The 14,491-nt window shown below is 60.4% G+C and carries 8 protein-coding genes; 1 reads left to right on the top strand and 7 read right to left on the bottom strand.

Annotated elements, in window-relative coordinates; translation table 11 throughout:
- Positions 1-5: 5 nt before the first annotated feature.
- Complete coding sequence (locus M9827_RS21290) at positions 6-1,532, bottom strand: CoA-acylating methylmalonate-semialdehyde dehydrogenase (protein ID WP_250607026.1); 1,527 nt, start codon at positions 1,530-1,532, stop codon at positions 6-8.
- Positions 1,533-1,681: 149 nt separating this feature from the next.
- On the opposite strand from M9827_RS21290, the gene M9827_RS21285 reads away from it, so the two are divergent.
- Positions 1,682-2,629: a LysR family transcriptional regulator gene (locus tag M9827_RS21285; RefSeq protein ID WP_250607025.1), complete on the top strand. Its 948-nt coding sequence runs from the start codon at positions 1,682-1,684 to the stop codon at positions 2,627-2,629.
- On the opposite strand, the gene yfiB is transcribed toward M9827_RS21285, so the two are convergent.
- From yfiB to recC, 6 genes are all read right to left on the bottom strand, one after another.
- Complete coding sequence (gene yfiB / locus M9827_RS21280) at positions 2,626-3,111, bottom strand: outer membrane lipoprotein YfiB (protein ID WP_502943464.1); 486 nt, start codon at positions 3,109-3,111, stop codon at positions 2,626-2,628. The genes M9827_RS21285 and yfiB overlap by 4 nt on opposite strands.
- A gap of 14 nt (positions 3,112-3,125) precedes the next feature.
- Positions 3,126-4,394: a diguanylate cyclase DgcN/YfiN gene (gene dgcN, locus M9827_RS21275; protein WP_250607024.1), complete on the bottom strand. Its 1,269-nt coding sequence runs from the start codon at positions 4,392-4,394 to the stop codon at positions 3,126-3,128.
- Positions 4,391-4,966, bottom strand: coding sequence for a regulatory sequestration protein YfiR (yfiR, locus tag M9827_RS21270; protein ID WP_250607023.1), 576 nt, complete (start codon positions 4,964-4,966; stop codon positions 4,391-4,393). The genes dgcN and yfiR overlap by 4 nt, the downstream gene beginning before the upstream one ends.
- Before the next feature lie 119 nt (positions 4,967-5,085).
- On the bottom strand, positions 5,086-7,194 hold the full coding sequence (recD, locus tag M9827_RS21265; protein WP_250607022.1) for an exodeoxyribonuclease V subunit alpha: 2,109 nt from the start codon (positions 7,192-7,194) through the stop codon (positions 5,086-5,088).
- Positions 7,191-10,880, bottom strand: a complete 3,690-nt coding sequence (recB, locus tag M9827_RS21260; protein WP_250607021.1) for an exodeoxyribonuclease V subunit beta — start codon at positions 10,878-10,880, stop codon at positions 7,191-7,193. Before recB ends, recD begins: the two co-directional genes overlap by 4 nt.
- Positions 10,877-14,329, bottom strand: coding sequence for an exodeoxyribonuclease V subunit gamma (gene recC, locus M9827_RS21255; protein ID WP_250607020.1), 3,453 nt, complete (start codon positions 14,327-14,329; stop codon positions 10,877-10,879). The genes recB and recC overlap by 4 nt, the downstream gene beginning before the upstream one ends.
- Between the last annotated feature and the right edge of the window lie 162 nt (positions 14,330-14,491).

Genomic DNA, 14,491 nt, shown 5'->3' with positions numbered 1-14,491 from the left:
GTTCCTCAGCGCAGGTTGATGGTGGTGTTTACGCCGTCATTGACGCTGTCGTCATCGAACCAGCGCGCCGTGACCGTTTTGGTCTGCGTGTAGAACTGCACCACTTGCTTGCCGTACGGGCCGAGGTCGCCGAGTTTCGAACCGCGCGAGCCGGTGAAGCTGAAGAACGGTACCGGTACGGGGATCGGGATGTTGATGCCGACCTGGCCGACGTCGATTTCCGTCTGGAATTTACGCGCCGCCGCACCGCTCTGGGTGAACAGGCCGGTGCCGTTGCCGAACGGGTTGGCGTTGACCAGCGCAATTGCCTGATCAAGGGTGTCGACTTCCAGCACCACCAGCACCGGGCCGAATATTTCCTGGGTGTAAATCTGCATGTCGGTGGTCACGCCCGAGAACAGGGTCGGGCCGACAAAGTTGCCTTGCTCGTAGCCCGGCACCTTGATGTCGCGGCCGTCCAGTTCCAGCTTGGCGCCTTCCTTGATGCCGCTTTCGATCAGCTCGAGAATGCGCGCCTTGGCTTTCTTCGAGATCACCGGGCCGACATCGGTACCCGGCTCGTTACCGGCGTTGACGGTGAGTTTCTGCGCCAGCGCTTTCAGGTCCGGCAGCCATTGTTTCGCCGCACCGACCAGCACCACCACCGAGGTGGCCATGCAACGTTGCCCGGCCGCACCAAACCCGGCGCCGACCAGCGCATTCAGCGCTTGCTCGCGATTGGCATCTGGCAGCACCACGGCGTGGTTCTTGGCGCCCATCATCGATTGCACGCGCTTGCCGTGTTTACCAGCCAAGTCGTAAACGTGAGTGCCCACTGCGGTCGAACCGACGAACGACACCGCTTTGATGTCCTTGTGCGTGCACAGGCCATCGACCACGTCTTTACCGCCGTGAACCACGTTCAACACGCCCGCCGGTACGCCAGCCTCGATTGCCAACTCGACCAACAGCATGGTCGACAGCGGATCCTGTTCCGAAGGCTTCAAGACAAAGGTGTTGCCGCAAGCGATGGCCATTGGGAACATCCACAGCGGAATCATCGCCGGGAAGTTGAACGGGGTGATGCCGGCGCACACGCCGATTGGCTGACGCAGGGTGTAGGTATCAACGCCGCCGGCGACGTTCTCGGCGAACTCGCCCATTTGCAGGCTGCCGATGGAGCACGCGTGCTCGACCACTTCCAGACCACGGAAAATATCGCCCTCGGCGTCGGCAATGGTTTTGCCCTGCTCGGCGCTCAGGACGACGGCGATGCGTTTGGAGTGCTCGCGGATCAGCGCTTGCAGCTTGAGCATGATGCGCATGCGCGCGCCGATCGGAGTCAGTTTCCAGGTCTGGAAAGCGCGCTGGGCGGCGCTGACGGCGGCATCGACTTCAGCGGCGGTGGCAAACGGGACTTTGGCCAGCACTTGCTGGGTCGCCGGGTTGACGATGTCGTGCCACTCGGCGGTCTGCGACTCGACCCATTCGCCGTCGATCAACAGTTTGACCTTTTGCAGCGTGGTGTCGTTGGGCGTAAGCGATGCGTTCATGCTGGTCTCCGAAACTTGTTTTTATCGTAGGAGCCAAGGCGAAAGGTTCGCCTTGAGATGAGGCGTGTGTCACGAATTGGTTGTCGGACTGTTTTTGGAGTATAGATGTGCAAACTTCTAATAAGAACGCACATATAAGCCCGTCCATCATGCAAAAAAACATCACCTCTCTAGGCTCGCTGAACTGGGACGACCTCAAGTTTTTTCTCGAAGTCGCCCGTACCCGCAAGGCCAGCACCGCCGCCAAACGGCTGGCTGTCGACTACACAACCGTGTCGCGGCGTATCAGTTCGCTGGAGGCGGCACTCGGCACGTTGTTGTTCGAAAAGTCGCGCACCAGTGGTTTTGTCCTGACCAGCGAAGGCCAGCGCCTGCTCGGTTATGCCGAGTCGATCGAAAGCACGCTGCACATGGCCTGCGAGCAGGTCTCCGGCTCCGGCGTGGCACTCTCCGGGCATGTGCGCATGGGCTGCACCGAAGGCTTCGGCAGTTTTTTCATCACCCCGCAGTTGAGCCATTTCGTCGACGCCTACCCGGCGATCTCGGTGGACATCCTGCCGCTGCCACACTTCATCAGCCTGTCCAAGCGCGAGGCCGATATCGTCATTGCCCTGGAACGCCCGGAGCATGGGCCGTACGTCTGCTGCAAACTCTGCGACTACCGTTTGCAGCTCTACGCGACCCAGGACTATCTGGACAAACACCCACCGATCCGCCGCCCGGCCGATTTGAGCAAGCATCAATTCATCAGTTATGTGGATGACCTGGCGTTCAGCTCGGAGCTGCTGTACCTGGCGAACGTGCTGCCCGGCGCTAACGCGCATCTGCGCAGCACCAGCGTGATTGCGCAGTTCGTCGCGGCGCAGCAAGGGCGTTCTCTGGCGATTCTGCCGTGCTTCCTCGCCGCGCAGGATCCACGCCTGCTGCCGGTGTTGCCGGAGGACATCGACATCACCCGGCAGTTCTGGATGTACTGCCGGGAGGACCTGCGCAAGCTCAAGCGGATCACCCTGTTGTGGGATTACATCCGTGAGGTGACCGAGCGTAATCAGGGTCTGTTGATGGGGCAGACCCGCGACATGCAGTTCGCCGATTAGTCGGCGCTGACCACAATCGACACACGGCGGTTTTCCGTGCGACCGGCCGCCGTATCGTTGGACGCCACCGGCTCTTTGCTGCCCAGACCCTGCAGTTGGATGTTCTCGTCCTTCATGCCGACCGTGCGCAGGACGTTGGCGACACTTTTCGCACGGCGCAACGACAATTGCTGGTTGTAGGTTTCCTTGCCCGATGCATCGGTGTGACCATCGACCCGCACGCGCTCGATGCCGACACCCAGCAATGCCTTGCCGATGCGCTCGACGATCTCGGTGCTTTGCGTGTTCAGGCTTTCGACGTCGCTGCCAAACAGTACTTTGCCGGACAGGCCAAACTCCCAGCCCTCGTCTGTCAGCTCAAAGCCCTGTTGTTTGAGGACTGCGACTTGCGCCGGGCTCAGGCCTTTTTGCGGCGTGGTCTGGCAACCTGTCAGGGCCAGAACGGCCATCAACAGCACAGCGTAAAAAGATCGAATGGTCAGTGTGGACACGAGAGTCAGCTCCTGGTTTGAACGGAATCGACCGAGTGCTCCGCCCCGGCCGTGAATTGAGCGCCGCGCGACAGACGCTTGGCTTGATACATCGCCGCGTCGGCGGCATCGAGCAAGGCCCCTGGCGTGACACCATGATCGGGAAACACCGCAATGCCGATACTGAGCGAGGTCACCACACTGGTGTCGCCCGGCAACGCGATGGGCATGTCCATGCTGGCGAGGATCTTGTCGGCAATCCGCTCGGCATCTTCGACCTTGTGCAGCGGCGTGAGCAGAACCGCGAACTCGTCACCGCCCAGCCGCGCCACCAGATCCTCTTCGCGCAATTGCGCACGGACGCGGTTGGCCACGGCCACCAGCACCGCATCACCGGCGGCATGACCAAAGTTGTCGTTGATGCCTTTGAAGCGATCACTGTCGAGAAACAACACGGCCACGCGCTCATCGTGTTTGCCGGCATTGCGCAACGCGCGGATCAACCGTCCTTCGAAAAAGGCGCGATTTGGCAGACCGGTGAGGCTGTCGTGAGTCGCTTGGTGAGCGAGGGTTTCGTTTTCGTTTTGCAGATGGGTTTGCCACGACTCCAGTTCGTCGAGCAAGGCGTTAAAGTCATTGCCGAGGTTGTCGAGTTCGGCGATCTGCGCCGGCGGCACGCGGCGGTCCAGCGCGCGTTCGCTGCGTGCGGCGTGGGCCACGGCGGCCAGGCTGCGCAGGGGGCCGGTGATGCCGCGTAGCTGGCGCCGCGCCAGGTAGAGCGCGACCCAGGCGCTGATTGCGGTACAGAGGATGATCCCTGCCAGACCGCTGAGCAGAAAACGCATCAGGCTGCCGCCATGGCCGGTGAGCAGCACGCGACCGATTTCACGGTCCTGATGCTCGATCGGCAGGCTGATGGGTTTTTCCAGGACGGCGCGGGTGATCTGCATTTCCAGCTCAGAGAACAAGCCGTTTTCCGGGCGTTGCCAATGCGCGAGCAGTTTTCCCTGGCTGTCCAGCACCTGGGCATCAGCGACTTCTTCGGCGGAAGCAATCAGCGCCAGCGATTCGTTGGCGGCCGTCTTATCGTTGAAAACCACCGCAGCTTCCACGGTGTAGCTGATCGAGCGGGCGATCAAATGCAGGTTGTGATCGGCATAAACCCGCAGCGCCAATACACCGAGCAACGTCAGCGAAACACTGGCCATCGCCACGCCTACCAGCGCGACCGTCAAATGCCCTCGACCAATGACCGAGCCCAGGGTTGGGCGGTTTTTCGCTGGGAACAGTTTCATGGCGCCGCCGGTTTGCGACGCGACAGTTGCAGCACGCTCGGGTGAATGCGCACGCCGCTGCGGGCAACGGAGTCGAGGTTGACTTCAAAGGACACTTGCTCATCGCCAACGCGCAGGCAAAACAGACTGCCGACGGTGCACTGATCGCCACCTTCGCTGATGCTCAGCACCGGATGACCGATCAGCGAAGCGAACAAGCGAGCGCGTTCATCCGCCGTGAGCTTGCCGATGTACACCGCATCGCACTCGCCGACGATGGCCGGGTTGTCGGCCAGCAGACGGCGTACGGCCACCGGCCGGCCGCTGGCTTGAGTGGTGCCTTTGACCAGATCGTCGGTGTACTCAGTGGGGCCGACGATGCACAGACGCAATTGCGCGGGTTCCACCGGCCAGCGCGCGTAGCTGAGAATACCCAGAACGACCTGAGTGACAGATTTGGCCCGTTGTTCGGCCATGCCCGTCGGCGCTTGCGACTGCGCGACAGCCGCGCCCGTCAACAACCAGAGCAGACCGACAAGCAACGCGTGCTTGCAGACAACTACGCGCCCTGTCGCCCAGACAGACACCTTCATGCAGGGATTCTCTTGGATCGTACCGAAGTGATGCCGCAACGATAGCACAGCGTTGATACGCCAGCGATACAGCGTCATCTGACCGGTCGGTCAGTAATCACCGTCAATCGTCGGGATTCTCACCTCGCAGACGCGCTCCCCTCCTCCAGTTCCAGCATCAGCCCGCTCAGGCGTTTGACCTTGCGCTGCACCGCCTCCTCGAACACCCCCGGTCGGGATTCAATCAGGGTGAACCAATGCTTGGCCCGGGTGATGCCGGTGTAGATCAATTCTTTGGTCAGCACCGGATTCAAGGCATCCGGCAGAATCAGCGCCGTGTGGGCAAATTCCGAGCCCTGGGACTTGTGCACCGTCATGGCGTAGACGGTTTCGACGTCGTTGAGGCGGCTCGGCAATACGAAGCGCACGCCGCCCCGGCCATCGTTGCGCGGGAACGCCACGCGCAATACCGGTTTGCCCGCATCCGGACCTTCGCGCTCGGGCAGCTTGAGGGCGATCCCGATGTCGCCGTTCATCAAGCCCAGACCGTAATCGTTACGAGTCATCAGGACAGGACGGCCTTCGTACCATTGCTGATCGTTTTCAATCAGACGCGCCTTGAGCAATGCGGCGGTGATCCGCTGATTCAGGCCTTCGACACCCCAAGGCCCCTTGCGCACGGCGCACAGCAACTGGAAAGTGTCAAATGCCTGCAAGACTTCGCGGGCCCAAGTAACCCAGTCCGGATGCTCGAGTGGTCGGCCCGAGGGTGGACGCTGATCTCGCAGCACACTCAGATAATGCCGGTAACCCTGTGGGCCATCGCCATGCCCCTCCAGCAACAGACGCTCCAGCTTGTGATCCTGTTCGCCCTTGAGCGGCAACGAATACACATCGTCATAGTGTCCGGCGGTGAGTAACTGGCGCGCCTCATCCGGCAACTGTTGGTTGACCCGACGTGCGAGCTGACCGATCCCGCTGCCCTCGCCGAAGCGCCGGGAGTGACGCAGCATGACCACTTGCTGGGCCAGCGGGTGAGCGCCATCGACGTCCGCATGCAAGCCGCTGTCCTGCAACGACTCACCGCTGACCGACTCCAGCCATTGGCGGGTGTGTGGGCTGTACCAGCCACCCTCGGCGTCACGACACAAATCCCCCAGCACCGCACCGGCCTCCACAGAGGCCAGTTGATCCTTGTCGCCCAACAAGACCAGGCGTGCATGGGGTGGCAAGGCATCAAGCAGATTGGCCATCATTTCCAGGTCGATCATCGAGGCTTCGTCGACCACCAATACATCCAGTGGCAAGCGATTGCCGGCGTGGTGGCGGAAATGGCGGGTGCCGGGTCGGCTGCCCAGCAGGCGATGCACGGTGGTGACGTCACAAGGAATCTTCGCCCGCACCTCTTCGGTAACTTTCAGCGACTGCACTTGCTGGCTGATGGACTCGGTTAACCGCGCCGCAGCCTTGCCTGTCGGTGCCGCCAGACGAATCCGCAGCGGATGACCGGCAGCGACTGCAGGTGCCTGAAGCAGGGCCAGCAAACGCACCACTGTGGTGGTCTTGCCGGTACCCGGACCGCCGGTGACGATGCTGAAGGCGCCGCGAGTGGCAAGGGCGCAGGCGAGTTTCTGCCAGTCGATGACTTCCCCCGCCTTGGCTGATCCGAACAGTTCATTCAAGCGCTGCGGCAGATCGTCCGGTGTTGGTTCGACTTGCTGCAGGCGCTGGCGCAACGCCGTATCAATACGCCGTTCGTAGGCCCAGTAGCGTCGCAGATAGAGGCGTTTGCCCGACAACACCAGCGGGCGTTGCTGTGCGCTATCGCTGGTATCCGCCGCGAGTGCGACCAGTGAACTGCCCGCCAGCACTTTGCACCAGTGAGCACCGTCGAGCGCCTCAAGCAATTGCGAAGGCAGCAACAGCACACCACCTTGCACGTCACCTTCAGGGGGCAGCGACAGCGCGAAGTCGGGAGCTTTCAGGGTTTCGTACAGATCAAGACAGACATGACCGTGGCCCAATTGATGGCTGGTCAGGGCGGCAGCGAGCAGCACCAGCGGATCCGTATCACGCTCAAGTTCGTGCAGGAACGCGACGAATGCTTTGTCCAGGGCACGTAACCAACCACGCTCGACCCAACGAGTGAGCAATATCAACAGATCATCGGCGCGGGTCAGCGGCGCAAGCCTCGACAGGCTGTCGGCTGCCAGCGGTGTAGGGAGCAGATCGGCAAAGGTACGGCTCATAACAGGACTCCCTGTTCCCAGGCGGGTTCGGACTTGGGCTCGGGTTTTCCTTGAAACATACGGTCGAGACGCTCGATCAGTTCACGGGGTGGACGGGCGAAATATACCCCGCGACTGTCAGCGCGGGTGCCGCGCAGGAACAGGTACAACGCGCCGCCAACATGCCGGTCGTAATCGTAATCCGGCAGTCGTGCCTTGAGCTGGCGATGCAGCGCCAACAGGTACAACACGTATTGCAGGTCATAACGGTTGTCGAGGATCGACTGCTCCATGGCCTGCTCGGTATAGGCCAGGTCATCTACGCCAAGCCAATTGGATTTGTAGTCCGCCACGTAATAACGGCCATCGTGCTCAAAGGTCAGGTCGATGAAGCCTTTGAACATGCCGTTGAGTTGCACCGCTTCTGCCGCCACGCGGGCTACACCCCGGTGAGTGTGCTGACGCACCAGTTCGTCGAGTTTGAGTACATCGACTTTATGGCTGGCGAACCAGAATTCCATCTCGACCCGATATTGCTTCAGTTGCTCAAGAACAACCGGCGGTTGCCCGCCAGCGATCGGCAATGGCGATGTGAGCAGATGCTGCAACCAATCGCTCAGGGTGGTGATCCAGCCTTCCCAGCCGCGCAGGTTGCAGCGCCGGGCAATCGCATCCTCCAGCGCCTCGCGGGAAACGGCAAAGCCATCATCACCGGCCCATTCCAGCAAACCGTGGAGAAACGTTCCGGGATTGGGACCGCGCGGAAAGCGGTGAATATCGGCACCGCCGGCAATGATTTCCCGTGGCGCATCGGGGTCGAGGCGTTCGTCATCAAACAGCTTTTGCGCTTGCGGGCTGTCCGGCGCTTCATCGCTGCCGACACTCAATACGTCGCTGATACGCAGAGCGCTGTAGGAGGCGATCCACCAGTTTTCGCTGGCCTTGCGCTTGGGCAACAGTGTGGCGCTCAGCACGGCGTCATTGCGTGGCGGCTGGTAATGCTCGTCGGTGGGTTGGGGCATTTCATCGATGTGGATGGCCGGGCAGTCTTGTTGCAGGTCTTGCAGCCAGCGTTTCAGTTCGCTGGACTCGCCCAGCGATGCGCCACCGCCGAGCAGATAGCCCAGCGCCGAAAGGTGCAGCACCGAGCTGTTGTTATTGCCCCGTTTGAGATCCGTCACGCCCAACCAGCAGGCATGCTGCGCGCGGGTCAACGCAACGTAGAGCAAGCGCAGGTCTTCGGCCAGACGCTCATCATCCGCCTGCTCAATCAGCTCGGCGGTTGGCTTCAGGCTCACCTGAGCCTTGCCCTCGGCGTCGTGATAATGCAGTGGCAAGCGACTGCCATCCACGGGTTTTGCCGAGCAAATGAACGGCAAGAACACCAATGGATATTCCAGGCCTTTGGACTTGTGGATAGTCACGACCTTGACCAGTTGCTCATCACTTTCCAGACGCAGAATCTGCTCTTCGCCAGCCTGGCCAGACACTGCCAGCAGTTCAGCCAGATGGCGAATCAGCGCTTGTTCACCGTCCAGCTCCGCTGCTGCTTGCTGCATCAATTCCGACAGGTGCAAAAGGTTGGTCAGGACACGCTCGCCATCGGTGCGTGTCATCAAGGTTTGCGGCAGATGGAAGTCGTGCAGCAGGCGGCGCAACATCGGCAGCACGCCTTGCTTGCGCCATAGCTCGCGATAGCCACGGAACTGCATGACCCGGGTTTCCCAGACCAGTTCATCCTGGTTCAGACGCTCCAGTTCGGCCAATGGCAGGTTCAGAGTGATACAGGCCAATGCGGCTTTCAGGGAGCGCTCGACATCCGGCTCGGCACAGGCCTTGAGCCAGGACAACAGGTCGTGAGCCTCTTGCGCCGCGAATACCGAATCCTTGTCCGACAGGTAAACGCTGCGCACGCCACGGGCGGCGAGTTCACCGCGTACGGCCTGGGCCTCTTTGCCGTCGCGCACGAGAATCGCGATGTCGGACGGCCTCAGGCCTTTGAAGTCTTTGCCGTCCTGAGTGAAACCTGCGCTAGCGTTTTGCCCGCCATTGAGCAACGCGGTGATTTCGCTGGCGCACGCGGCTGCCAACTGTTGGCGATAGACCGCGCCCGATAGCGGCTGGTCGGTGGACAAGTGCCAGACATTCAACGCCGCGACTGCTTGCCCGCAAACCTGCAGCTGTTCCTTGCGCCCCTGGGATTCGACGGGGAGGAACGGCACCGGGTTTTCGCCGTTTTTCTCGCGGAACAAAAACGCGCCGCGGCCCTGCTCTCGGGACTCGGCGCGTGCGAATACATGATTGACCGCGTTGACCATGCCGTGGCTGGAACGGAAGTTGGTGCCCAGCGTATGCAGTCGGCCAGTGGTAGCCTGACGCGCGCGCAGATAGGTGTAGATGTCTGCACCGCGGAAAGCGTAGATCGCCTGCTTCGGATCACCGATCAGAAACAGGCCGGTCTCGGGACTGTTTTCCTCAATGCGATAGATGCTTTCGAAAATTCGATACTGCACCGGGTCGGTGTCCTGAAACTCATCGATCAGCGCGACCGGGAACTGCTCGCGAATCAACGTCGCAAGACGTTCGCCTCCGTCGGATTGCAGTGCGGCATCCAGGCGCAACAACATGTCGTCGAAGCCCATCTCGGCGCGACGCCGCTTCTCTTCTTCAAAGCGAGCGCCTACCCATTTGGCGGCATGTTGCAGCACAGCGGCATCGGGGGTCGGCAATGCATCGAGGCTCGACTTGAGCTTCGGCATCGCGTCCAGGCCGGGGTGACCTGGCGCCTGGCCTTTCCACGCTTCGGCCATACCGTCGGGGGTCAGTCGGGTGAAACCGGTGCCGATATCCAGTTGCTCCAGGGTCTCGTCTTCGGCCCATGCCTTGAGCTTTTCGAACCACGGTTCGAAGTAACGCGCCTGCATTTTTCGCCCGTCGACGGTTTTGCTCGCAACGCCTTGTTGGCAGATGGCGAGCAACTCGTCTGCCCACTGGCGCCAAGGCATTTTCAGTTCGATCAACGCCGCGCGGCGTTCTTGCAGGCACTCATCGATCAGCTCCGCGGGCGCTTTGCCCTCGTCGCTGTCACGCTCACTGGCGAACAGGCCGCGCACACGAGGCAACAACGCCGCCGGCCCCCCCCAATTGCTGCGAACCCAATTCAAGGCATCGCCCTGCATCGGGTAACAGAACAGTCGCCAGTAATCGCGCAGCACTTCGCCGAGCAAATCGCTGTGGTCAGTTTCCAGGGATTGGGTGAACAAGCTGCCACTGTCGAACGCGTGCTCGCGCAGCATGCGCTGACACCAACTGTGGATGGTCGAAACGGCAGCCTCGTCCATCCATTGCGCAGCGACATCGAGGCGGTTGGCGCAACCGGGCCATTGTTGGGGGTCGAATTGACCACGTAATTCGGCGATCAGTGCATCGGGCGCAGGCGTTTCGTCACGAAAAAATCGAGCGGCCTCAGCCAGACGCGTGCGTATGCGCTCACGCAGTTCCTTGGTCGCGGCATCGGTGAAGGTCACCACGAGAATCTGTGGTGGCAGCAATTCACGGCCGAATCCACTCTCCTCGTCACCGTGCCCAAGGATAAGCCGCAGATACAAAGCCGAGATGGTGAACGTTTTACCGGTACCGGCACTGGCTTCGATCAACTGGCTACCCTGTAGCGGGAATGCCAGTGCCAGGGGTGTCTGTGTACTCATGCCCGAGCCCCCTCGGTGGACAGCGAACGCCAAGATGCTTCATACAACGGGCGATACAAAGCGTCACACCAACCGGAGAACGTCTCGTCGGCGAGCAATGCCTCGAAGTCGGCAAATTGCCGCGACAATGCGGGACTCTCACGGCGCTCACCTTCGCTGGTCTGCCCGTCACCTTCATAGGCTTTACGCGCCGCCGCGTCGGCCTTCAGCGGGTCGCTCTGAGAGAGCCACGCAAAGGCGGTTTTGACTGCGATCGGCAGTGGCTGGCGCATACCCGCCTGCCAGGCGAGGAGCAAATCACTGAGGAAACGTATCGCTCGATCTTGCTCCATCGGTTCAAGCAGCAGCGTGTCATCGCTGGCCACCAACGCGGTGCTCAGGGAAAGTCCGCTGGCGCAGGCCACCAGATGATTGACCCAAGGTTTGGTCAGGCGATGCCATTTACGGCTTTTGATCGAGCCAATGCTGTTGGGAATGGTCGTGATAGACAACAGACCACCGTCGGCACGCTGATGCAAACCGGCGAGCCAGCCTTCAAGGCGCAAGCCCTGCAACTCAAGGTTGATCGGCGTCGCACTGCTCAACGGGGTCGGCCACAGTGTCAGCAGTTGTTGATAACGCTGCAGCAGATCCGGCAGGGGTTCGATCAACTCTCGTTGCAGGCACTCGCCAAACCCGGCCATTGGCAACAGGCCGCTGTTCTGCAGACGTCGGGCCTGGGCAGTCAGCGCCTGTTCGACATTTTCGGGTTGCCTGAGAGCGGCTTCAAGCAGGCTGTCGCTGAGCGTGTAACGCTGCAATGCGTCAAGCACGAAGGGTTCTTCATCAGCCAGCGGTGCTTCGGCGGCCTCGAAGTACACCTTGAGACGCTGGGTGAAAAAGTGCCGAACCGGATTGCGCAAAAAGTCCTGCAACAACGCCAGACTCAACGGCTCTTCTTGCACATAAGGGGTGAGTAACTGCGCTTCGTTTTGAGGCTCATGCTGTTGATGCAGAACCTGCCATTCGCTGGCATAGCTGAAGAGTTGATCGCCCTCATGAAAATAACGCGCGCTGAACGGTTGCAGCGGGTGCTCTTGGGTCATGGCACTCAGCAGATCGCGGTTTTCATCAAGTAATCGCCAACCGCTAGCTAAATGATCGCGCAGTTGGCCAATCAACACTGAAGCCGGTCGCTCACTGTTGTCGCGGATGCTGCGCCCCACCCAGCTGATGTACAGCTGATTGCGTGCCGACAAAAGTGCCTCGAGTAAAAGATACCGGTCGTCTTCACGCCGCGAGCGATCTCCCGGACGGTAATCGCTGCCCATGAGGTCGAAGTCCAGCGGCGGCTGCGCGCGGGGATAATCCCCGTCGTTCATCCCCAGCAGGCAGACCAGTTTGAATGGAATGGCACGCATGGGCATCAGCGTACAGAAATTCACGGCACCGGCCAGAAAACGCTGAGACAAACGCCCCTGGTCCAGACCGGCGAGCCAGGCTTCACGAACCACTGTCAGCGGTAGCTCATCCGCCAGACCTACAGCGTCACAGGTTTCCAGCCAGGTTTCGCGCAGCTCTTCGAGCTGGGTCAACAGGTAGTCGTCATGCTCGTTACTGGCCTTGAAGAACAGTTGCATCAGCGCCTGCAACCGGTATCCCCATTCCTTGGGTTGGGCCGGTTGGGTGAGCTGCTGGTGGGCGAGCTCCAGGGCATCGAGCAGAGCCACCAACGGCCCGATCAGTGCGGCGTCGAGTCCGCCGATTTCATCGTAGGGTTCAATCCCTTCACACGCATTGGCGCTGCCAACGGCGTAACCGAGAAGCATGCGGCGCAGACCGAAATGCCAGCTGTTTTGCTCTAGTTCGTCGGGTAACCCCAGGCCCGCACGTTGCTCGGCATTCATGCCCCAGCGCACGCCCGCGCCTTCGATCCAGCGGTGCAGTGTTGGCAGGTCGCGCTCCTCTACACCAAAGCGAGCGCGGAGTGCAGGAACATCGAGCAGGTCGAGAATTTCACTGACCGGGAAACGACTGTCAGGAAGCTTGAGCAGGTGTTCGACCGCGATCAGCAGTGGATCACGGCCACGTTGTCCCTGGTCTGCCAATGTGAAGGGGATAAACCGCGAATCATGGCGATCAAGCTGACCAAAAACCGCGCGGATATGCGGCGCGTAGCTATCGACGTCAGGCACCATCACGATCACATCGCGGGGACGCAGATCCGGATTGGCACTGAAGCGTGCCAGGAGCTGGTCGTGCAGTATTTCGACTTCACGTTGAGCGCTGTGGGCAATATGAAAACGGATCGACTCATCCTGTGCCAGATCGACGGCGGGCCAGTGTTCACGTGTTTCATTGAGTGGACGCAACTCCAGGATATCGTCCTGTAGTTGATTGAGCAGATTGCGTGGTTGAGTTTCGCTGAACAGATCTATGCGGCCATCGCGAAAAGCCGCCCGATAGCTATTGGGATCGTCGTAACTGTCGAGCAGGTTGATGTAGTCCCGGCCTTGTTTGCCCCATGCAGCCAACAGTGGATGGGCATGTTGATGCAGTGTTTCAGGGTCCAGTACTGCGGGCATTCCAGTCTTGCGCGATTGCCGTTTGTATTGATGCCGCAGCAGATCCTTGTCGGCGACAATGTCGGCCCAGTGGTGGCGGCACGGGTTGTGTACACACAGCAGGACCTGACTGAAACGCGCAAGCCCGGCCAGCGCCTCAAGCACTTGGGCTGGCAGCGAAGAAATCCCGAAAACGATCACTCGCGATGGCAATCCCGCAGGCGCTTCGGTGAGGTTGTTAATGCGCTCGATAAACCGTTGATGAACGCCGGCACGACTCTGCGCCATACCTTGTTCGCCCACGTCATCCAGCAGCGCTCGCCACAATTCTGCCTGCCAGCAACTGGTCGCCGGCAATGGTTTTACTTCCCCCCTCACATTGCGTAATTGATGCCGGCCTTCTGCCCAGTCTTCAAGCCAGTCGGCCCGGTACACCTGATATTGGTCGAACAGATCCGCCAAGCGTTCGGACAATTGGTAGCGCTTGCGCAGGTCGGCGTCGTGGGTGAGGAAACGTTGCAACGGCTCGAAATGCGGACGATCAATGACCTGAGGGAGCAGGCGCATAAGGCGCCAGGTCAGCGGGGCCTTATCGAGCAGGGATTTGGGAGGAATTTCATCTCGGCCCAGCACCATGCGGTATAGCTGCCACATGAAACTGCCTGGCAGTTGCACATCAATTGCTGCCGCGATGCCGCAACCTCCGAGGTCGTCGTCCTCTGGATCTTCAGCCAGAGCCAATTTGAGCCATTGAGCAATGCCGTTGCTCTGCACCAGAGCGATTTCGTTCTCCAGCGGTGCCAGTGGGTAGCGCCGCATTATGCTGATCACAAGGCTGCGCAGTTCGTCCAGGCTATTGCTCTGGACCACCATGAATGCAGCGTTGAGGGACTGGGCGTCCGGCATAAGGGTTTCCTTGGAGAAGTACAAAAGCCAGGCAGAACCTTAGCATTGTCGGCAGGGTATGACAGCCGGACGGCGTCCGTGAATGCTGTACGAACTTTCCTGCGGGCAAAACAAAACCCCAACTGCTTTCGCAATTGGGGTTTCGGAATTTAATCTTGACGA

The sequence above is a fragment of the Pseudomonas sp. AKS31 genome, from assembly GCF_023634765.1.
Classification (GTDB): Bacteria; Pseudomonadota; Gammaproteobacteria; order Pseudomonadales; family Pseudomonadaceae; genus Aquipseudomonas.
Note: the sequence above shows the minus strand (reverse complement) of the source record. Positions and strands in the feature narration are given on the sequence as shown.

Excerpts from the sequence above, each read along its gene's own strand:
- dgcN (WP_250607024.1), bottom strand. The coding sequence starts at position 4,394 with ATGAAACTGTTCCCAGCGAAAAACCGCCCAACCCTGGGCTCGGTCATT.
- recC (WP_250607020.1), bottom strand. The coding sequence starts at position 14,329 with ATGCCGGACGCCCAGTCCCTCAACGCTGCATTCATGGTGGTCCAGAGC.
- recB (WP_250607021.1), bottom strand. The coding sequence starts at position 10,880 with ATGAGTACACAGACACCCCTGGCACTGGCATTCCCGCTACAGGGTAGC.
- M9827_RS21290 (WP_250607026.1), bottom strand. The coding sequence starts at position 1,532 with ATGAACGCATCGCTTACGCCCAACGACACCACGCTGCAAAAGGTCAAA.
- yfiR (WP_250607023.1), bottom strand. The coding sequence starts at position 4,966 with ATGAAGGTGTCTGTCTGGGCGACAGGGCGCGTAGTTGTCTGCAAGCAC.
- recD (WP_250607022.1), bottom strand. The coding sequence starts at position 7,194 with ATGAGCCGTACCTTTGCCGATCTGCTCCCTACACCGCTGGCAGCCGAC.
- M9827_RS21285 (WP_250607025.1), top strand. The coding sequence starts at position 1,682 with ATGCAAAAAAACATCACCTCTCTAGGCTCGCTGAACTGGGACGACCTC.